This window comes from Shewanella sp. 1CM18E (assembly GCF_023161665.1).
In the GTDB taxonomy this organism is placed as follows: domain Bacteria; phylum Pseudomonadota; class Gammaproteobacteria; order Enterobacterales; family Shewanellaceae; genus Shewanella.
This window is the reverse complement of record NZ_JALNTW010000001.1, coordinates 485,111-506,172: the sequence shown is the minus strand read 5'-3', so window position 1 is coordinate 506,172 and position 21,062 is coordinate 485,111. Positions and strand designations below refer to the sequence as shown.

Annotated in this window: 22 protein-coding genes and 1 pseudogene; 19 read left to right on the top strand and 4 right to left on the bottom strand. The window is 42.4% G+C overall.

The genetic code is table 11. The features are described 5' to 3' along the window. Nucleotides 1-218: 218 nt before the first annotated feature. The 6 genes and pseudogenes from MSG37_RS02185 to MSG37_RS02160 all read left to right on the top strand — a co-directional run. Nucleotides 219-515 (top strand): annotated as a pseudogene (locus MSG37_RS02185) (thymidylate synthase); the annotation flags it as partial. Nucleotides 516-1,007: 492 nt separating this feature from the next. Then, on the top strand, nt 1,008-2,183 hold the full coding sequence (nhaA, locus tag MSG37_RS02180; RefSeq protein ID WP_248468918.1) for a Na+/H+ antiporter NhaA: 1,176 nt from the start codon (nt 1,008-1,010) through the stop codon (nt 2,181-2,183). Beyond that, nucleotides 2,180-2,563, top strand: coding sequence for a hypothetical protein (locus MSG37_RS02175; RefSeq protein ID WP_248468917.1), 384 nt, complete (start codon nt 2,180-2,182; stop codon nt 2,561-2,563). Before nhaA ends, MSG37_RS02175 begins: the two co-directional genes overlap by 4 nt. 70 nt (nt 2,564-2,633) lie before the next feature. Further along, nucleotides 2,634-3,542 carry a transcriptional activator NhaR gene (gene nhaR / locus MSG37_RS02170; RefSeq protein WP_248468916.1) on the top strand — a complete coding sequence of 303 codons (909 nt, stop codon included), beginning with the start codon at nt 2,634-2,636 and terminating at the stop codon, nt 3,540-3,542. Nucleotides 3,543-3,729: 187 nt separating this feature from the next. Next, entirely contained in the window at nt 3,730-3,969 is a 240-nt protein-coding gene (locus tag MSG37_RS02165; RefSeq protein WP_248469137.1) for a succinate dehydrogenase assembly factor 2, read from the top strand. Beyond that, nucleotides 3,950-4,372 carry a protein YgfX gene (locus MSG37_RS02160; protein WP_248468915.1) on the top strand — a complete coding sequence of 141 codons (423 nt, stop codon included), beginning with the start codon at nt 3,950-3,952 and terminating at the stop codon, nt 4,370-4,372. Before MSG37_RS02165 ends, MSG37_RS02160 begins: the two co-directional genes overlap by 20 nt. A 13-nt stretch (nt 4,373-4,385) precedes the next feature. On the opposite strand, the gene nadB is transcribed toward MSG37_RS02160, so the two are convergent. Continuing rightward, a complete protein-coding gene (gene nadB / locus MSG37_RS02155) occupies nt 4,386-5,996 on the bottom strand; it encodes an L-aspartate oxidase (protein ID WP_248468914.1) in 1,611 nt (536 codons plus the stop codon). A 219-nt stretch (nt 5,997-6,215) separates the two neighbouring features. Here nadB and rpoE point away from each other — a divergent pair, with 219 nt between their 5' ends. The 11 genes from rpoE to acpS all read left to right on the top strand — a co-directional run bounded on the left by rpoE (nt 6,216) and on the right by acpS (nt 15,595). Then, the gene (rpoE, locus tag MSG37_RS02150; protein WP_248468913.1) at nt 6,216-6,794 is read left to right on the top strand and encodes an RNA polymerase sigma factor RpoE; all 579 of its coding nucleotides are present in this window, start codon (nt 6,216-6,218) and stop codon (nt 6,792-6,794) included. Between the two features lie 25 nt (nt 6,795-6,819). Continuing rightward, complete coding sequence (locus MSG37_RS02145) at nt 6,820-7,425, top strand: RseA family anti-sigma factor (protein WP_248468912.1); 606 nt, start codon at nt 6,820-6,822, stop codon at nt 7,423-7,425. A 12-nt stretch (nt 7,426-7,437) separates the two neighbouring features. Beyond that, complete coding sequence (locus MSG37_RS02140; protein ID WP_248468911.1) at nt 7,438-8,370, top strand: MucB/RseB C-terminal domain-containing protein; 933 nt, start codon at nt 7,438-7,440, stop codon at nt 8,368-8,370. Between the two features lie 12 nt (nt 8,371-8,382). After that, on the top strand, nt 8,383-8,847 hold the full coding sequence (locus tag MSG37_RS02135) for a SoxR reducing system RseC family protein (protein WP_248468910.1): 465 nt from the start codon (nt 8,383-8,385) through the stop codon (nt 8,845-8,847). A gap of 130 nt (nt 8,848-8,977) precedes the next feature. Further along, nucleotides 8,978-10,768: a translation elongation factor 4 gene (gene lepA, locus MSG37_RS02130; protein ID WP_248468909.1), complete on the top strand. Its 1,791-nt coding sequence runs from the start codon at nt 8,978-8,980 to the stop codon at nt 10,766-10,768. A 138-nt stretch (nt 10,769-10,906) separates the two neighbouring features. Beyond that, nucleotides 10,907-11,824, top strand: a complete 918-nt coding sequence (gene lepB / locus MSG37_RS02125; protein ID WP_248468908.1) for a signal peptidase I — start codon at nt 10,907-10,909, stop codon at nt 11,822-11,824. A 2-nt stretch (nt 11,825-11,826) separates the two neighbouring features. After that, the gene (gene rnc / locus MSG37_RS02120) at nt 11,827-12,504 is read left to right on the top strand and encodes a ribonuclease III (protein WP_248468907.1); all 678 of its coding nucleotides are present in this window, start codon (nt 11,827-11,829) and stop codon (nt 12,502-12,504) included. Continuing rightward, on the top strand, nt 12,501-13,493 hold the full coding sequence (era, locus tag MSG37_RS02115) for a GTPase Era (RefSeq protein ID WP_248468906.1): 993 nt from the start codon (nt 12,501-12,503) through the stop codon (nt 13,491-13,493). The genes rnc and era overlap by 4 nt, the downstream gene beginning before the upstream one ends. A gap of 82 nt (nt 13,494-13,575) precedes the next feature. Further along, a complete protein-coding gene (recO, locus tag MSG37_RS02110) occupies nt 13,576-14,265 on the top strand; it encodes a DNA repair protein RecO (protein WP_248468905.1) in 690 nt (229 codons plus the stop codon). A 111-nt stretch (nt 14,266-14,376) separates the two neighbouring features. Beyond that, on the top strand, nt 14,377-15,114 hold the full coding sequence (gene pdxJ / locus MSG37_RS02105) for a pyridoxine 5'-phosphate synthase (RefSeq protein WP_248468904.1): 738 nt from the start codon (nt 14,377-14,379) through the stop codon (nt 15,112-15,114). Between the two features lie 85 nt (nt 15,115-15,199). Then, nucleotides 15,200-15,595: a holo-ACP synthase gene (gene acpS / locus MSG37_RS02100; protein ID WP_248468903.1), complete on the top strand. Its 396-nt coding sequence runs from the start codon at nt 15,200-15,202 to the stop codon at nt 15,593-15,595. 112 nt (nt 15,596-15,707) lie between these two features. Here acpS and MSG37_RS02095 read toward each other — a convergent pair whose 3' ends face one another. Both MSG37_RS02095 and MSG37_RS02090 read right to left on the bottom strand, forming a co-directional pair. Continuing rightward, a complete protein-coding gene (locus MSG37_RS02095) occupies nt 15,708-16,232 on the bottom strand; it encodes a GNAT family N-acetyltransferase (protein ID WP_248468902.1) in 525 nt (174 codons plus the stop codon). Between the two features lie 132 nt (nt 16,233-16,364). After that, nucleotides 16,365-17,306: a Dyp-type peroxidase gene (locus MSG37_RS02090; protein WP_248468901.1), complete on the bottom strand. Its 942-nt coding sequence runs from the start codon at nt 17,304-17,306 to the stop codon at nt 16,365-16,367. A 389-nt stretch (nt 17,307-17,695) separates the two neighbouring features. Between MSG37_RS02090 and MSG37_RS02085 the strand changes: the two genes are divergently transcribed. Together MSG37_RS02085 and MSG37_RS02080 are read left to right on the top strand one after the other, a co-directional pair. Then, the gene (locus tag MSG37_RS02085) at nt 17,696-18,754 is read left to right on the top strand and encodes a hypothetical protein (RefSeq protein WP_248468900.1); all 1,059 of its coding nucleotides are present in this window, start codon (nt 17,696-17,698) and stop codon (nt 18,752-18,754) included. A 284-nt stretch (nt 18,755-19,038) separates the two neighbouring features. After that, entirely contained in the window at nt 19,039-19,578 is a 540-nt protein-coding gene (locus MSG37_RS02080; RefSeq protein ID WP_248468899.1) for an Mpo1-like protein, read from the top strand. A 67-nt stretch (nt 19,579-19,645) separates the two neighbouring features. Here the strand turns inward: MSG37_RS02080 and MSG37_RS02075 are convergent, their stop codons facing one another. After that, complete coding sequence (locus MSG37_RS02075; protein ID WP_248468898.1) at nt 19,646-20,926, bottom strand: CNNM domain-containing protein; 1,281 nt, start codon at nt 20,924-20,926, stop codon at nt 19,646-19,648. Between the last annotated feature and the right edge of the window lie 136 nt (nt 20,927-21,062).

Sequence of the window (21,062 nt, the reverse complement as noted above, 5' to 3'; positions counted from 1 at the left end):
ATAAGTACAGCTCTATAGATCGCTTCTACTTTTTGTTTGTAGGCTAATTGCTGTTTTGAGGAGTAACTCCTCTCTTCTGTTCCCCTCCCTAAAATATATGCAGCGATCTTCTTAAGTTTTATTCATCACTATGCATACTTAATTTTGCATAGTGGGTGATATGTTTTGTGAGTAAGTAATATAGGTGGGTTGTGCATTAAGTTGGGGGTTTAAAGCTATTAGGGCTTAACTTTAATCAGGTTCAGGTATTTACCTTACTGGCATTGATGGCGCAGATCACAGGTTTGAAAGCGGGTACTGCTTTTCATAAAATTGTGAATGCACACATTTATGAAGATCAGCTGGAGCTGATGCAGAACGTTCAGTTAACGAGAGAACCATTTGCATCACCAAAATTAGTCATCAATCCAAATATTAAGTCTCTTGAAGACCTAGAAACTTGGGTCACGATGGATGACTTTGAAGTGGTCGGTTATGAGCATCATGACGCGATTAGTTATCCATTTTCGGTGTAGTTTTCCTAGCTGAACACTCTGATAAACTCGCTTAACGGCGAGTTTTTCACTTTAACAAATCATTAACGCGATTTTGAGTGATTTGTCACGCCATTTTTATTCCAAGCAAACCTTCCTGCTGAAAATTAGTCTATATCTTAGTGGTTTAAGCTTGGGTTAAGGCTGCTTTAAGTTTTTGTGTGCTGCAATTTTGAGCAATTGCTCGATATTTTCGAGTCGTCAAAAGATTGTTTTATGAATTGATATTTTGTGTGAAAAGCAGGCGAATAATATAGACCACCGTTTTACTTCCCAAAAAAGTGTGATCTCCAACACTTTATTGCTATTGTGGATTTATAAAGCGTGATTATTCTACCGATGTTTGATATTTATTCATACTAGGACTAAATTCAATACTTCGGTTATTCCGAGGTTTATAGCTGACGCAAACGATTATTCAGGTTAATTGTATTCAGCTACACTCGAAGTATTGAGATTTTATGGAGTGTATTAATGGAACGGGCAATTAGAAACTTTCTAAGCCAAGAATCGGCAGGTGGCATCTTATTGATGGTATCTGTCGTGATCGCAATGATTTTTGCAAACTCACCTTTATCGGGTATGTACCAAGGGTTTCTTGAAACAGAAATGCAAGTACGTGTCGGTAGCTTAGATATTGATAAAACCTTAATCCATTGGATTAACGACGGCTTGATGGCAATCTTCTTTATGCTCATTGGCCTAGAAGTTAAGCGTGAATTGTTAGAAGGTGCATTATCGAGCCGTGCTCAGGCATCTTTACCAACATTTGCTGCAATTGGCGGTATGGTTTTCCCTGCTGCGGTTTATTTGGCGTTTAACTATTCAGACCCTATTACCCAAGTCGGCTGGGCTATTCCAGCAGCTACTGATATTGCGTTTGCGCTCGGTATTATGGCGTTGTTGGGTAGCCGAGTACCGGTTGCACTAAAAGTATTTTTGTTAGCGTTGGCAATTATCGATGACCTTGGTGTTGTTGTGATTATTGCACTTTTCTACAGTACCGATCTTTCGACAATTAGTTTAATTGTTGCAGCCGTTGCTATTTTAGGTTTGATAGGGCTGAACTTAAAAGGAGTGACCGCGTTAGGACCATACGGTGTAGTGGGTCTTATCTTGTGGATAGCTGTACTTAAGTCTGGTGTGCATGCAACGTTAGCCGGTGTGATTATCGCATTCTGTATTCCACTTAGGGCAAAAGATGGTTCGTCGCCATCGGAGAGCTTAGAGCATAGCTTACACCCGTGGAGCACATTTATTATTCTGCCAATCTTTGCTTTTGCAAACGCAGGTGTAGATTTAAGTGGCATGAGTCTGAGCTCACTATTATCGCCAGTACCTATGGGTATTGCATTAGGACTACTGCTAGGTAAGCCACTTGGTATTATGTTGTTTAGCTTCATTGCTGTGAAACTAAAGCTCGCTGTATTGCCTGATGGCATGGGCTGGAGACATATCACCCCAGTCGCAGTGATGTGTGGTATTGGTTTTACTATGTCAATGTTCATCTCGTCACTTGCCTTTACTGGTGAAAGCCAGATGTATGGTGATTACGCAAGATTAGGGATTTTATTAGGATCACTAGCATCAGCAACCATAGGTTATTTCTGGTTGTCTAAGGTGCTACCTGAGAAAGGAGAGAAAGCATGAGAATAGGATTATTAGCATTAGTTGTAGGTCTAGGCTTTACCTCTATGGCCTCAGCAAAGCAAATTGAACTCTGTAATCAAGACATCAACAGTGTCGAATGCCAAAACTATCTCGAAGGTGTTGTTGATGGTGCGCTAATGTATAAAGGTGCTGCTGTAGGCCAACGACTAGAAAGCGATGGCTATGAGTCACGCGCTCTTAAGTATCGCGGCGGTAAGCGTTTTCAAGAAGCCAACAGAACTTTTTGCCAAGATAACTTACCAAACAGAGATGCATTAGTATCTGGGTTATCAGAAGCGTTTTCTGCTAACGAAATCAAAACTACAGATGACTTAACTACAGCGATGTCGGGTTTATTAGACTGTCAGCGTCTTAAGTAAGATTAAGTAGATTAATGAGGCAACTATTTAAGTTGCCTCTTTTTTTGTTTATAAAACAGTAGTGTTTACCATGGCTAACCTTAATTATAACCACCTTTATTACTTTTGGATGATCCAAAAGAAAGGCACTGTTGCTAAAGCAGCTGAAGCTCTGTGTTTGACTCCGCAAACAGTAACCGGGCAGATCCGTGTACTCGAATCGAGTTTAAAAGGCAGCTTGTTTAAGCGTGTAGGTCGTTCACTAGAGCCAACCGAGCTTGGTGAGCTGGTATTTCGTTATGCTGACAAGATGTTTAGCCTAAGCTATGAAATGCTCGACTTACTTAACTATCAAAAAGATGAAAACATCTTATTTGAGGTTGGAATTGCTGCGGCCTTATCAAAAGCCTTAACCAGTCGAGTGTTACTCACGGTCGTGCCTAGTGATGGCTCAATGCACCTTGCCTGTTATGAGTCGACTCACGAAGACTTAATGACTCGATTACGTGAGCATAAACTGGATATGATTTTGTCTGACTGTGCTGGTGAGAGTCTTAAGTATCCGGAGATTTTGTCAAAACAGTTAGGTGAATCGGGAATTGCGTTCTTCTCGGCTGAAACCTATTCAAAGCCATTTCCACAATGTTTAGAGCAGGGTAAGTTGTTGATCCCTGGCAGACGTAGTTCTTTAGGGCAGCAATTAGCTCGCTGGTTTGATGAAAAAGCGCTGAATGTGAGTATTCTTGGTGAGTTTGACGATGCGGCGATGATGAAGTCTTTTGGTTTCTTCAAACAAGGTATTTTTGTTGCACCATCAATCTATAAGCAAGATATTTTGGCTCACGGCATGACACTGCTAGGAGAAACCTCAGAGGTGAAAGAGGTTTATCATGTGATGTTTGCTGAAAGAATGATCCAGCATCCAGCTGTTAAACGACTACTAGAGACTGACTTTAGCGAGCTTTTTGCTGGAAATGATTTAACGGTGCAGCAGCTTTAAGCTTAAACTTCAGCATTAAGTCTTAACAAGCTTTAGATAGATTGTAGCAAGCTAATTTTAAGCGCTGAGCTTATCAATATCGACATAAAGACTGAGCAGCTGATACACTAAGCCGACTATAATAAAGTATAAATTTGGAGCGTTCGCAGTGTCCCAATCAACAGTGTCTGAATCAAGCCAAGAACCGATGAAGTTACCAAGAGTTAAGTGGGCGTGCCGCCGAGGTATGCTTGAGTTAGACGTATTGTTTCAACCTTTTGTTGAAGAGCAATATGAGTCGATGTCGATAAAAGATAAAGCAACATTTGTGAGCTTACTTGAGTGCGAAGATCCTGAATTATTTGCTTGGTTTATGGGCCACGAAGTTTGTGAAAACCCTGACTTTGCTGAAATGATTATCCGAGTTCGTGGACGTCCAGCAGCATAGTTTCGCTCTCCAGTCCTCCCATGGTCAGCGATTATCGCTGGCCATCATTAGTGCGATATGTTTAAGCTCCATCGCTGTTTGGCCCTACCTAGAAAACCCTGTTTACCTTACGATTAAATACCTACTTATTGGCGCTTGTGTTTGCTTTTTTATTTGGCAATTTCTACGCCTAAAAACTTGGCACTGCAGGTTTGTAATGTGCAGTGACGGAACCGGTAAGCTTGAGTCGCAGGGTAATTTTGTTGTTATTAACAAGCCGTTTATAACGCCTTTAGCGGTTGTGTTTGATATTCAGTTGCAGAATGAAACGAAGAGATTAGTGATTTGGGCGGATATGTTAGACGACACAAATTATCGTAATTTATGTCGTCTATTACAGCTCGGTGTTCAAGCGCGAAGCTGACTAATTAGAAAGATTAATCTGGCTGTAAGATAGTTGGCTTTGGCGATTCATCTTTATGCGGGTGATCAATATTGTAGTGCAAGCCGCGGCTTTCTTTACGCTCCATTGCACAACGTATGATGAGTTCTGCCACTTGTACTAAGTTACGTAACTCAAGTAAGTTATTACTCACTCTAAAGTTACTGTAATACTCTTGGATCTCTTGCTGTAGCATCGCGCAGCGGCGAAGGGCACGTTCAAGACGCTTATCAGAACGAACAATACCTACATAATCCCACATAAAGAGGCGCAGTTCATGCCAGTTATGGGCAATGACAACTTCTTCATCTGAGTTCGACACTTGGCTTTCATCCCAAGCAGGTAATGTGCCTGGCATTGGAATTTTATTCAGCTGACTTTCAATATCTTCCGCTGCAGCGCGAGCAAACACTAAACACTCTAGCAGCGAGTTGCTGGCTAAGCGATTTGCACCATGCAGACCTGTATAGGCAACTTCACCAATAGCATATAAGCCATTAAGGTCAGTTTGGCCGTGCAGATCTGTCATCACACCGCCACAGGTATAATGAGCCGCTGGCACCACTGGAATTGGGTCAGTAGTGATATCAATACCTAGCTCTAAACAACGCTTATGAATAGTAGGGAAGTGTTTAATAATGAAGTCAGCTGGCTTATGAGTAATATCTAAATAGACACAGTCAGAGCCTAGGCGCTTCATTTCATAATCGATTGCGCGAGCAACGATATCACGTGGGGCAAGTTCGGCACGTTCGTCAAATTCAGGCATAAAGCGAGTGCCATCAGGGCGACGTAAATAAGCGCCTTCACCTCTGAGTGCTTCAGTGAGCAGGAAGTTACGTGCATCAGCATGATACAAGCAAGTTGGGTGGAATTGATTAAACTCCATATTGGCCACACGGCAACCTGAACGCCACGCCATTGCAATACCATCACCAGAGGCAATATCAGGGTTAGATGTATACTGGTAAACCTTAGAGCTGCCGCCAGTGGCTAATGCAACAAAACGGGCTTTAACGGTTTCAACATGCTCTGCGTCGCGGTTCCAAATATAAGCCCCTTGAACGCGGTTACCAGGTCTGTTTAATTTACGAGTGGTAATTAAATCAATAGCGTTATAGCGCTCAAGCACAGTAATGTTAGGATGATTTCTCGCTCGGTCTTGCAAAGTCACTTGTACTTCTTTGCCTGTTGCATCAGCAGCGTGCAAAATACGGCGGTGACTATGTCCCCCTTCACGGGTTAAGTGATAAGGTGCTTCAGCAGTGCTACCCGCGGGAATTTCTTCTTTATCAAAAGCAACGCCACAGGTGATAAGCCATTGCATTGCGGCTTTAGCATTTTCTGCGGTAAATTTAACCACTGGCTCATCACACAGCCCTGCGCCAGCAACTAAGGTGTCGGCAACATGAGACTCAATAGTGTCTTCTTCATCAAAGACAGAGGCAATTCCGCCTTGAGCATAATAGGTAGAGCCTTCGCTAAGAGGCCCTTTTGAAAGCAGAATAACTTTTGATTTTTCAGCAAGATGCAAAGCTAAAGTGAGACCGGCAGCACCACTGCCGATAACCAAAACATCAGATTGGTGTTCAACTACTTGTTTCATCAGGTATCATAGAGTTATCAGGGAGTCCGACTATGTTAAACCATGACGCTGATTATGGATACTTTCATAGGTCGCATATAAATAAATCAAAGCCTAGGTAAAAGAATTTACGATCTTTGCAAATTTTTTAGAACTTTTTTGAAACTCGCTAGTCTACATAAGTGAATATGATTCGAGCGGCTGAGAAATCAGTATTAGATTTAGGAGTAGTCGGCTCGGATGAGTGGACAAATAAGTGATCAACAGTTAGTTGAGCGCGTACAGCGTGGAGACAAAAACGCTTTTAACCTTTTGGTACAGAAATATCAAAACAAGGTCGCCAGTCTGATATCTCGTTACGTACGAAATCAGGCAGACGTTGCAGATGTTGCTCAGGAAGCATTTATTAAGGCTTACCGAGCGCTACCAAACTTCAGAGGTGAAAGTGCGTTTTATACTTGGCTGTACCGAATAGCAGTCAATACTGCAAAGAACCATCTGGTTGCTCAGGGCCGCCGTGCCCCAGCGAATGATGTCGATGCTGAAGAAGCTGAATATTATGATGGCAGTGATGCGCTAAAGGAGTTTGCCTCCCCAGAGCGTTTAGTACTGTCTGATGAAATTCAAAAGGTTGTTTTTGACACCTTAGACACGTTGCCAGAAGAATTGAAGATGGCTATCTCGCTTCGCGAACTTGATGGTATGAGTTATGAAGAGATTGCCAATGTCATGGATTGCCCCGTCGGTACGGTTAGATCACGCATCTTCCGCGCTCGAGAAGCAATCGATAAAAAGCTTAAGCCGTTGCTAGAACGTTAGCATCTTAAATAAAGATAGGTGAATAATGGATAAGTTAGGTCAGGAATGGGTATCTGCTGCCGTCGATGGTGAAATTGATGAGCACACGTTAGCTGAATTAGCGGCTGACGCAGATTCACATGAGCAGTGGCGTGATTATCATATGATTGGTGATGCCATGCGCGGTGAGTTACCAAAGACAATGTCTTTGGACCTTAGTGCCAGCATTATGGCTGCGATTGAAGACGAACCTGCAATTGTAGCGCCTCAGCCTGCGGCAGATGTGAGTCAACCTGTTCGCAAATCAAGTGGTAAGGTTATTCCACTGTTTAAGCAATTCGGCCAATACGCAATTGCTGCATCAGTCGCTTTAGTTGCTGTAGTCGGTGTGCAAAACTACAATCAAGAAACCTTGGTTGAAAGTTCACCTTTACCAGTACTAAATACTCGACCATTAATTGGTAGTGCCTCACCTGTTAGCCTGCAAACTGGCGCAGTACAGCAAAACCAAAGTTATACAAATGATCAAGTCGCTGACCAACGTCGCCGTATAAATGCTTATATTCAAGATCATATGTTGCAACAAAGATTGAATAATGGAGTGAATATCGACGACAATAGCGAGGTCGATACTACACCTGTTGCTCAATAATGAGGAGTTAGCTTGCGTCTAATCCTGTTGGCTATTTTAGCCATGAGTTTTCCCGCGATGGCGCGGGAAGACATGCCCGCCAAAGCTTGGCTAGAAAATATGAGCCAAGCCCTGCGAGAACAAGAATTTAAAATTTCCCTAATCCAACTGCAATCTGATCATATTCGCCCATTGGTTTATATCCACGGTAAAGTGAATGATCAAGAGGTTGCGTTTTTAGAGCACCTTAATGGTCCGCCTAAAAATGCAGTAAGAGTTGGCAATACAGTGACTTTTATCGAACATGATCAACCCGCTTATAGCGTTCATTCTAGCCGCATTCAAGGAGTTATCCCTGCTGCGTTAGCTGATGATGTGTCTAAGCTGGAAGAAGGCTATCAGTTTGTACTTGGTGGCCGCAGTCGTATTGCAGGTCGTCCAGGGCAACTTGTTCGCATTATTCCAACTGACACCAATCGTTATGGTTACCAAGTGTGGTTGGATATGGATACATACTTGCCACTGCGTTTCGATATGATAAGTGTCGACAAGCAGTTGCTTGAGCAGTTGTTGGTGGTTGAATTGCTGGTACTTGATGAAGTCCCTGCTATTTTAAAAGAAGCCTATAAGCAAGAATGGCCAGCGGTAATGTCACAATCAGACCGAGATAGTGGTGAAGATTGGCAATTTAGCTGGCTGCCTGCAGGCTTTAAAGTACTCATTAAAGATCAGCATAGGCTGATAGGCAGTAAAGAAGCGGTTGAATATATTGCTATTAGTGATGGCTTAGCTAATATTTCTGTTTATGTTGCAAAGGCTGGGGAAGCACCGCTTCCTGAAGAGCTAGTGACCAGAAATGGCTTATCTTTAGCAACAGAGCGCGTTGGCAATGCTGAGGTGGTTGCTGTGGGTAAAGTGCCAGCAGAAACACTAAGCCGCATCGCTAAGAGCATCATGTTGCAATAATAGGGTTTTATCATGATGGAAGAAGTCGCTAGAGTTGTCGCTAATGGCAACTCTGGTTGGGTTGTCGTTGAAGTTGAAATGAAAAGTGCCTGTAATCACTGTGAAACTAGTGAGTCTTGCGGTACTTCTGCTGTATCAAAAGCGTTTTCGCCAAAGGTGCAGCGTTTTTCAATTCAAAGTGAGCAACAATACGCTAAGGGTGAGCGGCTAAAATTAGGTTTGCCTGAAAGCGTTATCTTAAAAGCGGCAACCTTGGTGTATATCTTGCCGTTATTTGGTTTTTTTATTGGTGCCTTTATCGGTAATTTAACCGCCAAGTTAGCAGAAGTTCATCCTGATTTATTTGCTATATCAGCAGGCGTACTCGGTGGATTTTTGTTTTGGACCATGGGAAAAAAAGCGGCTAAAAAATTAGAAGAACATGCCCAACCAATCATTATTAAATCTTTAGGGAAGCCAATCGAAATCGCTCATTAACGATAATGGCGACGTTATCGTGATTATTTCCCTGCTATTCACATTATAAAAATTGGTATTAAAGCTGCAATCGGGTACAATTCTGCACTTTAAAATTTTTATCAACTTCGAGTTAAGTCATCCCAGCATAATGAAGCATATTAGAAACTTTTCAATTATTGCCCATATTGACCACGGCAAATCAACACTATCAGATCGCCTTATTCAAGAATGCGGTGGCTTAACCGATCGTGAAATGGCTGCGCAAGTTCTTGACTCAATGGATATTGAGCGTGAGCGCGGCATTACGATTAAAGCACAAAGCGTAACACTGGACTATCTAGCAAATGATGGTGAAACTTATCAGTTAAACTTCATTGATACTCCAGGCCATGTTGACTTCTCATACGAAGTATCACGCTCGCTAGCAGCTTGTGAAGGTGCATTGTTGGTAGTTGATGCGGGTCAAGGCGTAGAAGCGCAAACACTTGCTAACTGTTATACAGCACTTGAAATGGATATGGACGTAGTTCCAGTTCTAAACAAGATCGATTTACCACAGGCTGACCCTGATCGTGTGGCTGAAGAGATTGAAGACATCGTAGGTATCGAAGCAACTGACGCTGTGCGCTGTTCTGCTAAAACCGGTATCGGCATTAAAGATGTGCTAGAAGTGATTGTGGATCAAATTCCACCACCAGAAGGCGATACAGAAGGCCCGCTACAGGCGCTAATTATCGATTCTTGGTTCGACAGCTACTTAGGCGTTGTGTCTTTAGTACGTATTAAAAATGGCGTACTGAAAAAAGGCGACAAGTTTAAGGTTATGTCTACTGGACAAACCCATAATGCTGACCGCGTAGGTATTTTCACACCTAAGCAAACCGATACTGCAGAGCTAAAAACCGGTGAGGTAGGCTTTGTTATTGCGGGTATTAAAGAGATCCACGGTGCACCGGTTGGTGACACCTTAACTCACGCTAAGCATGGTGCACTTGAGCCATTACCTGGCTTTAAGCGCGTGAAACCACAGGTTTATGCGGGTGTATTCCCAATCTCTACCGATGATTACGAAAACTTCCGTGATGCACTAAACAAACTAAGCTTGAATGATGCTTCTTTGTTTTTCGAGCCAGAAACTTCGTCTGCACTAGGCTTTGGTTTCCGTATTGGTTTCTTGGGTCTGCTGCACATGGAGATCATTCAAGAGCGTCTAGAGCGTGAATATAACCTTGAGCTGATCACTACTGCGCCAACCGTAGTGTATGAAATTGTTCAGACTAATGGTGACATTATCTATGTAGATAACCCATCAGATCTGCCTGCGGTGAATAACATTGCAGAGATGCGTGAGCCTATCGTTGAAACTAATATTCTGGTTCCAAAAGAATATTTAGGTAACGTGATCACCTTATGTATCGAAAAACGTGGTGTGCAAACTAATTTGGTTTACCATGGTAACCAAGTTGCATTGACTTACGAACTGCCTATGGCTGAAGTCGTTATGGACTTCTTTGACCGTCTAAAGTCAACCAGTCGTGGTTATGCATCACTAGAATATAACTTTATCCGTTTTGAGCCAGCTGACATGGTGCGTTTGGATATCTTGATTAACGGCGACAGAGTTGACGCGTTAGCTATGATTATCCATAAAGGTTTGATCCGTACTAAAGGTCTAGCGCTAGTGAATAAGATGAAAGAGCTTATTCCACGCCAGATGTTTGATATTGCGGTACAAGCAGCCGTTGGTAGCCAGATTATTGCGCGTTCATCGATTAAAGCTATGCGTAAAGACGTAACCGCCAAGTGTTATGGTGGTGACGTTTCACGTAAGAAGAAGCTACTGAACAAGCAGAAAGAAGGTAAGAAACGCATGAAGCAAGTTGGTAACGTTGAAGTACCACAAGAAGCCTTCTTAGCGGTACTAAAGCTTAACGATTAAGCAAGTCGATTAAGAATTGTTAATAAATCGCTAGACTAAGCGCCGCAGTTTGCGGCGCTTTCATTACTGGCGTATAACCTTAAAGACAATGGCATTTTCGCCATGCTACAGACAATGTTTGGCAGGAGTTAATTAATAATGGCAGCCCATTTTTCTCTAATTTTGGTATTGGTGACCTTAGGCAGCGGTTTAGTTTGGTTGGTTGATGCATTAGTTTTTGCACCGAATCGCCGCGAGAAGTTGGCAAGTGCGCAGGCAGCTCACTCTGATTTGAGTGATGAGGCTGCAGAAGAAATTATGCGCGAGTCTGCAATTGTTGAAACATCGAAGTCTATCTTCCCTGTTATTGCGTTCGTACTTATTTTGCGTTCTTTTATTTACGAACCATTTCAAATTCCATCGGGTTCAATGAAACCAACTTTGTTAGTTGGCGATTTTATTTTGGTTGAGAAATTCAGCTACGGTATTAAAGATCCTGTGTGGCGCTCAACATTACTTGAAACAGGTAAGCCTGAGCGTGGTGATGTTGCCGTCTTTAAATACCCAATGAACCCGCAAATTGATTACATTAAGCGTATTGTAGGCTTGCCTGGTGATCGCGTAATTTATCGTAATAAAGAGCTTTATATTCAACCAGCCTGTGCAGAAGGCCAAAGCCCTTGCCCTGAGCTAAAAATCGTTGATAGAGCTGAAGTTAATCGCGGTGAGTTTTCACAAAGTGGTATGCCACTTATTCGTTATAAAGAACAGTTAGGTGACATCACCCATGATACTTTGGTGAATCCTGCTATTCCTGATCGTATAAACCATTTCTTCCGCCAAGAAAATGTACCGTTAACTGAGTTTATCGTACCTGAAGGTCAATACTTTGCGATGGGCGATAACCGTGACAACAGTACTGACAGCCGTTTCTGGGGCTTTGTGCCTGAAGAGAATTTAGTGGGTAAAGCTGTGGCTATTTGGATCAGTTTTGAATTCGATAGAAGACCATCAGACTTTTTACCGACTTGGATCCCAACAGGGGTTCGTTTTAACCGTGTAGGCGGAATTGTGTAATTATGGAACCAATTAAAAACATTCCACGTTTGTGTCGTACTTTAGGGTACGAGTTCAGCGAAAAAGGATTTTTAGATCAAGCGTTAACGCATCGTAGTGCTTCTAATAAGCATAATGAAAGGTTGGAGTTTTTAGGTGACTCCATTCTTTCTATTGTGATTTCTGATGCCTTATATCATCAGTTTCCAGCGGCGACAGAAGGCGATTTAAGCCGTATGCGTGCTACATTAGTATGCGGTAAAATGCTTGCTGAAATTGCATTAGAATTTAAGTTAGGTGATTACCTAAAGCTTGGTCCAGGTGAGCTTAAAAGCGGTGGTTTTAGACGAGAGTCGATTCTTGCTGATGCCGTTGAGGCCATTATTGGTGCTATCTACCTTGATTCTGATATTGAGAAATGCCGCACATTAGTGCTTAGTTGGTATGAATCACGTTTGAAAGTGATTGAGCCTATCAACCAAAAAGATCCTAAAACTTTACTGCAAGAATATTTGCAGAAGTTTAGAAAACCACTGCCAGTTTATAAAGTGGTCCATACTGAAGGTGATGCTCATGAGCAGACTTTCACTGTTGAATGTATTGTAGAAGACTTGAGCCAGGCCGTAATCGGAGTAGCCAGTTCTCGCAGAAAAGCGGAACAAAGCGCTGCTGCTCAAGTATTGGAGTTAATTAAGAAATGAGTGACAACAAAGATTTACCTGAAAGCCACGAGCCAAGTTTAGACGAGCTATTGGCGAACATGAACAACCCGTCGTCAGCTGTTAAGTATGCAGTCACTTATTGCGGCATGGTGGCGATTGTTGGTCGTCCAAATGTGGGTAAATCAACACTACTGAATAAGCTTTTAGGGCAAAAGATCAGTATTACTTCGAAGAAGCCACAAACCACGCGTCACCGTATTATGGGTATTCATACCGATGGTCCGCGTCAGGTGGTATTTATCGATACACCAGGTTTGCACATCGAAGAAAAGCGCGCCATTAACCGTTTAATGAACCGTGCAGCTGCCAGCTCGTTAGCTGAAGTAAGCCTAGTTGTGTTTGTTGTTGACGGCATGAATTGGACGCCAGATGATGAAATGGTACTGCGTAAACTGCAAAGCCGTGACGATGGCCGTAAGACGATTCTAGCCATTAACAAAGTCGATAACATTAAAGATAAAGAAGCGCTTTTCCCGCATCTTGAAGAGTTATCGAAGAAGTTTCCGTTTGATGAGATTTTGCCGATTTCAGCAACCCAAGGTACGAACGTACAGCGTATCTTAGATATGTCAGTAGCCTCTGTGCCAGAGTCGCCTCATTACTTCCCTGAAGACTATGTGACTGACCGTTCGCAAAAGTTTATGGCATCAGAAATCGTACGTGAAAAGCTTATGCGCTTTTTGGGTGACGAACTGCCATACGATTGTACGGTTGAGATCGAACAGTTTAAGATGATGGAAAACGGCGTATACCAGATCAACGCACTGGTGCTGGTTGAGCGTGAAACTCAAAAGCGTATGGTTATTGGTAACAAAGGCGAACGGATCAAGAAGATCAGCTCTGCAGCTCGTGTGGATATGGAAGTTTTGTTTGATAACAAAGTTTTCTTAGAAATGTGGGTTAAAGTTAAATCAGGCTGGGCTGATGACGAACGCGCATTGCGTAGTTTAGGTTACGGTGACGAATAGTCATCTGTTAACTTAACAGCAGAATATGCCTCTTTTTAGTGATAAGAAGGGGCATTTTTATTACTGAATTGGAATAATAAATATGGAGCGTGGCTACGTTCTTCATAGTAGGCATTTTCGTGACGGCAGTGTTATCGTTAACTTACTGGTTGATGGTAAGGGACGCGTCGATGCTGTTGCTCGTTTGGGTGGCGCAAAAAATTCCATTCGCAGTATTATTCAGCCCTTTCAGCCCATCATATTCCAGCTGCATGGCAAATCAGACCTAAAAAATCTTAAACAGGTTGAAGCTGCAAGTCCTCCTGTACCATTAACTGGAGATTGTTTGTATTCCGGGCTTTATCTTAATGAGCTGCTTATTCGTTGTCTAAGTGTGCAACATAGTGCTGAGGATCTATTTTTTGATTATCACCGCACTTTGATAGCGATGGCGACAGAGTTTGAGCAAAGCCAATTGAGATACTTTGAACATGCATTGCTTAAAGAATTGGGGACTATGCCGTCGCTGGACTTTGACCCAAGCGATGCACCTATTACTGCAAGTGGTTTTTACCGTTTAGAGCCAGATCATGGCTTTACACCAGTTATAGCAACTGCTTACAATCAGCATCGATTTTTTACTGGAGAGATGCTCGTAGCCCTAAATGAACGGACTTTGACGGCTGCACATTTTGTGGAAGCCAAGAAATTGATGCGACAATTGCTTGCCCCTATCCTAGGTGATAAACCGCTATACTCGCGAACCTTGTTTGCAAAAAAGCCTCAAGCATAGCTAGGTTAAGCTGCAATTAATTCGTGATTGTTTGGCCAGCTATACTGGCTAAACAGCAACCCTATCAGTACAATGGCGTTTTTATTTCTGCTTATTTTTTAAGGAACAAACATGGGCCGGATCTTATTGGGCGTTAACATCGATCACATTGCGACTTTACGTCAGGCACGCGGTACAAATTATCCCGATCCAGTTCATGCGGCAGCTGTTGCAGAGCACGCTGGTGCAGAAGGTATCACCATTCATTTACGTGAAGACCGCCGTCATATTATCGATCGCGATGTTTATACCTTAGCGAAAACCTTAAAAACGCGCATGAATTTAGAAATTGCCGTTACCGAAGAAATGCTTAATATTGCCTGCGAAGTTAAGCCAGCTTATGTGTGTTTAGTGCCAGAAAAGCGTGAAGAGCTAACCACAGAAGGTGGCCTTGATGTTGCGGGTCAGCAAGATAAAATTGCTGCCGCAGTTGCGCGTTTAAGCAAAGAAGGCATTAAAGTGTCTTTATTTATCGATGCTGATAGCACGCAAATTGATGCCGCTGTAGCGGTTGGAGCACCAGTTATTGAAATTCATACCGGTTGCTACGCAGATGCTGAAACCGATAGCGAGCAAGCCGCAGAACTTAAGCGTATTAGCGAAATGGCTACTTACGCCCATGCAAAAGGCCTAGTGGTAAATGCAGGTCATGGTTTGCATTATCATAACGTAAAAGCCATTGCTGCAATTCCAGAGCTTTATGAGCTTAATATTGGCCACGCTATTATCGCTCGTGCGGCAATTGATGGTTTAGATCTTGCTGTGCGTGATATCAAGCAGTTGATGCTAGAAGGTCGCCGCGGCGAGTAAACCACAATAGCTTTGATGTGACTAAGCCGAAACATTCGTTTCGGCTTTTATTTATCTCTAAATTGAGGCGCGATAGAGAGTTATTATGATTGTAGGTTTAGGCACTGATATTGTAGAAATCGCTCGAATTGAAGAACGTATTCCAGCGGCAGGTGATGAAGCACTATTGAGTTGCCGTCTAGCAAAGCGTGTATTAACCGAAGCAGAGTTCGAATTTTTTGTAGGCTCTACGCAGCCTGGTCGCTACTTGGCTAAACGCTTTGCTGCTAAAGAGGCTGCGGCTAAAGCATTAGGGACCGGCATTGGTCGCGGGGTGTCCTTTCAACATATTGAGATCAGTAATAATGAGCTAGGTGCACCTTTAGTTCAGTTTACTGCCGGCGCACAACTAAGGCTTGAAGAGCTTGGTGGCAGTCGGGCGCATATCTCAATTGCTGATGAAAAGCATTACGCCACGGCAACGGTTATTTTGGAGTCTTAAGTCGCTGCGTATACAGCTACTTTGTTGATTCTATATTAGTTGCCATAGGGAGGTTGCACTAGCTTGAGCATACTAGAGCAGGGAATTTAGTTTGACTGCTACAACGCGTATTTTAATTGGTAAACTTCTCAAGTTTACAGCACATGACTCGCTCACCATCACAAACTAACTCGCCAGTAAATTCAAAACCAAGCTGTTGATAGAGGCTAATAGCACTAAGGTTATTGGGATACACACTTAGGTATATTTGCTGGCAATTAAAATGCTCAAATAAATAGCTCAGCAGTAATTTGGCAAAGCCTTTACCTAAACCTAGCCCTTGAAAACGTTTATCAATTAAAAAACGGTCAAACCACACTCTATTTTGCTGGCCGTCTTGAGTTTGCTTTGCGGGCTCTAAATGTGTTGATGGCGTTAATTGCTCACAATCGTTAAATTGGCCATACATGGCAAAACCCGCCATATCCTCACCATAATAAAGTGCTACTGGTTTGTAGCGTGGGTCCTCTTTAGCTTCTTGTAAGCAATCGGCTATAGGTTCGATAAACCCTGTTTGCGCTGTGTTGAGCTTTAAATTGAGTAACGCTTGTAGATTTGATTGGGTGATCTCTTGAATGCTTAATGTAGGGCGAGTCATAAGGTGTTATTGAAAGTGTATTTATGCGCTGATTTTAACACTGATTGTATGCAAGCTCTTTTGCTATTTTTATGCTCTGGTTATTCGCGCGCACTTTAAGTGTTTAAATCCTAAAGTGCGCTATGGGTTTGTTTATTCGTCGTCAAATTGCTCTAAAAACATTTTTGATGGCATAAAGAACAAGCAGCCTGTTTTGGCTTCAACAAAGTCGAGTAGGCGATCGTAATGTCCATTATCGTCAGCATTGATCATTTGGCTCAAAGAGGTTTCGATAATAGATGGTGTGGCGGCAAAGCCGACAAACATAGTACCGTGCTCCATTGCATTACCATAAGGGCGATTTTGTCGAAGCATTTTTATCTCTTCGCCATCAATTTCAACCTTACTCTTGGCATTGTGCGCCCATGCAGGTTTTTCTGCATCACTTAGCTCAACGTTGTCCATCTTAGTACGACCAACGACTTGCTCTTGATATTCAGTTGTCTGCTTGTCCCACAAGCCTTGGCGGTCAATATAGCGCTGTACATGTAAATAACTACCGCCTTGATGCTGTTCGATATCATCCTTAACTAAGACCGCCTCGACTCTCTCATCACCGTCAGGATTTTCAGTGCCATCGACAAAATCAATCATGTCGCGGTTATCTAGGTACTTATATCCTTGTATGTCTTCAATTAAACAAGCAATGACGCTAAAGCTATTGCGAATGTATTTAGCAGCTTGGAAGTTTAAATCAATTCGTTCTGACTTGATCATCACGAAGATATCGCCGCTGGTTGACGGGAAGTGGCGGTCACCATTTTGCATTTCAGGGAATATGTGCAGCTCAGCAGGCATGGGATGCTCGGGGAACAATTGTGGCCACGCATTTGCTGAAAAGCCGATAGAGACATTAAGATCTGCGCTGAGATCTTTGTGGTTAATAGACTTTTCTATGCCAGCAATGGCAGCAATAGCATCGCCAATGACCTCTGGTAGTTGAGCCGTCGGGATCAAGGAAAAAGTGAGGTACTCTACATGAGAGCTTGGGTTAGATAATACGCCTGGTTGAGCAAGTGAGCAAAGCGTTGTCATTAAAATTTCCCCATCAAAAAGGTTAGCTGTCGACGTTCTGTCATCTAAATCAATCTCTTGTTATCAAAGAGTCAAACAGAACTTATTGGAGTCGTTAAAAACTATACGCCTTTAATTATAGATGTGAAATTAACTAGCGTTAATCATTGCTTTGGAACTGTTAGGGAAAAGATATTTAGCCGATATTTAATTGAATACAGTGACATGAGTTAAGAAATTACCAACAAAATCAGTGTTGATAGCAAGGTCATTTGAGAAGGCTGCTAACTCTGTGTATGGTGCAGCTATTCTAAGCAGATGTTTATCAGCGTGTTTTAACTTAGCTTTAAGTCATAGACTTTCCATTTGCCATCGACTTACTAGTTAAATATCTCTAATCAGGTTGAGTAATGATGATGTTTTACCCTCACAGACTTAAGCAATTTCCCCCTATATTGATGCTACTGATAAGCACGTGGTTAGTATCGGCATGTGGTAATGATATACAGCTTCCTATTAGTGAGGATGACTTAGAACAAATCTCGTGTGAACAGCAGTACCAAAGTGATTGTCCTGAGACTTATCGCGGCAAGCTGTTTACTGGTATTGCGACCAATTATGCTTATGGTAAAGCGTTTTATAGAGCAACACAGTATCAGGATGGACTTGAGCACGGTTATAGTTTCTCGGCGCTAAATAATCAACTCAATGAAACCGCTTGGTATAAGGCGGGTAAGTTAGATGGTAAGCAGATTAGTTATCACTTTTCGACCACTGGAAAGCCGCAATGGGTGAGGCTTTACCAGGCTGGCGTAAAAATGGAGCAGTGGCTTTATGATGAGCAGGGCGTAATTCTCAGCTATAAGCGGTTTGAAGGCGATAAAGAAGTCGAGAGCATCAGTTATGAAAAAGGCCGAGAATGGCGTCTGTACTATTTTGTTGATGGCGAAAAGCGCCAACGTCACAAGGACTATTATGCAGATGGGCAACTTGAGAGCGAGAGTGAATTTATTTATGCCGATTATAAAAAGCTCAATGAGAAAACTTACTATCGTAATGGTCGCTTAAAAACTAAATTTAACTTCGATAGGGCAACCAATAGCGGCATATTAGAAACTTATGGCTCAAATGGCAAAAGACGCTCAGAGCAACATTACGGCTATAATCCGCTCAATACCCTCCATGGGATGCAGTTAACTTTTTGTGATGAAAATGGTCAGGTTGATTCTCGCAAGCATTACAATATGGGCGTGAAAGATGGTGAGTTTGCTAAATATCACTGTAATGGCCAACTAATATCCAAGCGTACTTATGTAAACGGTGTGGTCACAGATAAGCAGATTAAAATCTATGATGAGAATGGCTTGGCAGTAGTGATAAAAAATCTTGATGGCAAAGGTAAGATCATCCAAGAAAGCTACTTTGATGACGACTTATCTAAATGGGTGACTTATTCAACAACAGATTAGTTACTAGTGGGTGATCCCTTTGCGAAGCGGGCGGTGATTCAGCATAAGTTACTTTATTGAAGAGCAATCTAGCCTAAAAAGCTATTTTGAACTTTTACTCTATTAAAATGTGACGAGATCCATTAGGTTAATATTTAGTTAAAATTGGGCACTGTCGAAACAAAGCTAAGAGCAGGTTGCCTCGAAGCAAGCGTGGTTTATCGATGCAGCGCCAAATAATAGTCATGTTAGATATAAGCGTGAACTTGCTATCTAGCTAGGCATAGCTTAATGGAGAAGAGCTGATGAAATCCGCCGAAGAACAGTTATCAACCTATAAAAGTGTACACTTGAACCCTAAAAATATTCGGACTCATTTTGTAGGGGTGCCTTTAATTATTTGGTCATTATTTCTATTGTTGAATAGCATTCCACTTAATTTTACTGTCGCTAACGACCCTGTCATCAGCTTTAATCTTGCTACGATTTTTACTGTTGGTGTGCTTATTTACTATTTCTTGCTGCACGCCAGACTGGCAATTGGCTTAACGTTATTTATCATCCCAGTGCTTTATACATCGAGCATAGTTGCGCAAATGCCTAATGCGATATGGATTGCAGTTGCCGTTTTTTTCGTTGGTTGGGTGATTCAATTTATTGGCCATCACTACGAGAAAGCCAAGCCTGCATTTGTCGATGACTTAAATCAATTGTTAATTGGCCCTTTCTTTTTAATGGCTGAAGTCTACTTTATGCTGGGGATGGAAAAGCAGCTGTTAGCTGATATAACACCTCTAGCTCGAGATAAACGTAGAGCGTTAGAGGCTGCGAGAAAAGCTGCTTAAGTGGTATTAGAGATTGGTATAAAAAGGCGCGACAGCGCCTTTTTGTTCTGAGTAAAGTCTGGCTCGGTTAATCTGCAGTCTTAGGTGCAAGGTAATGCTGCGGCATCACTCTTACAGTTTTAATCATATTGTCTGCGACATCTATCACCTCGAGCGGATAACCATATAAGCGCATTGAGGTATTAGGCTCAGGGATGTCTTCAAGATATTCGAGCACTAAACCGTTGATGGTTTTAGGCCCATCAATCGGAAAGTGCCACGCCATCTCTTTGTTGAGATCGCGAATGTTAATACTTGCTTCAATGAGGAAACTACCGTCTTGTTGCGGGGTAATGTCTTCACTTGGAGTAGTCACCATCGAAGTGGTGAAGTCGCCTACAATCTCTTCCAAAATATCTTCAAGAGTCACTAAGCCCTGAATATCACCGTACTCATCAACCACTAAGCCAATGCGTTCTTTATTGTGCTGAAAATTCGATAACTGCACATTGAGCGGGGTTGCTTCAGGAATGAAGTACAACTCTTTTACAGCTCGAAGTAATGATGACTTACTAAATTGCCCTTTAGATTGCAGCCGCAGGGCATCGCGTAAATGCACAAAACCAACGGCATCATCAATAGTGTCTCTGTATAGCAATACGCGGGTATGTGGACTTTGAATGACCTGCTTATTAATGCTTTTAAAGTCATCGTTAATGTTAATTGCGTAAAGCTCATTACGTGGGATCATGATGTCATCAACGGTGACTTTCTCAAGATCCATAATTGAAAGTAGCATCTCTTGGTGACGTTGCGGGATCAATGCGCCAGCTTCGTTAACGACTGTGCGCAGCTCCTCTTGGCTTAGAGCATCATCAGTTTTAACTGAATGAATACCTAATAAATGCAGGAAACCAGAGGTGATGAAATTGACGATTTTGACTAAGGGGGACAGGGCAACTAACAACACGCGCAGAACAATACTAGAAGGAAAGGCGATACGTTCGGGGTGCAGGGCAGCGACAGTTTTCGGGGTAACTTCGGCAAACACTAACACAACCAAAGTTAACACACCGGTCGAGATGGCGACCCCCACGTCACCAAATAAACGTATACCAATAATGGTTGCGATTGCAGAAGCTAAAATATTGACTAAGTTGTTGCCGATTAAGATAAGCCCAATTAAGCGGTCTGGACGTTCTAACATTTTTATCGCGCGAGTAGCACCTGTGTGGCCGCTGTTAGCTAAGTGGCGGAGACGATAGCGGTTGAGCGACATCATGGCGGTTTCTGAGCCTGAGAAGTAGGCTGAGAGTAAAATTAAGACGAACAGAATAGATAAAAGTACGCCAGTGGATATATCGTCCAAGAGTTGGAACTCCGCTGTTGTTTAAAGAAAGGGCGAATAATAAAGCTGAGTGAAGCCTGTAAAAATAATTAATTACAGAACTTTCTAAAGAGTGTCAAGTTTGACCCACCAATCAGGGTGGGTCAATTGACGAAGA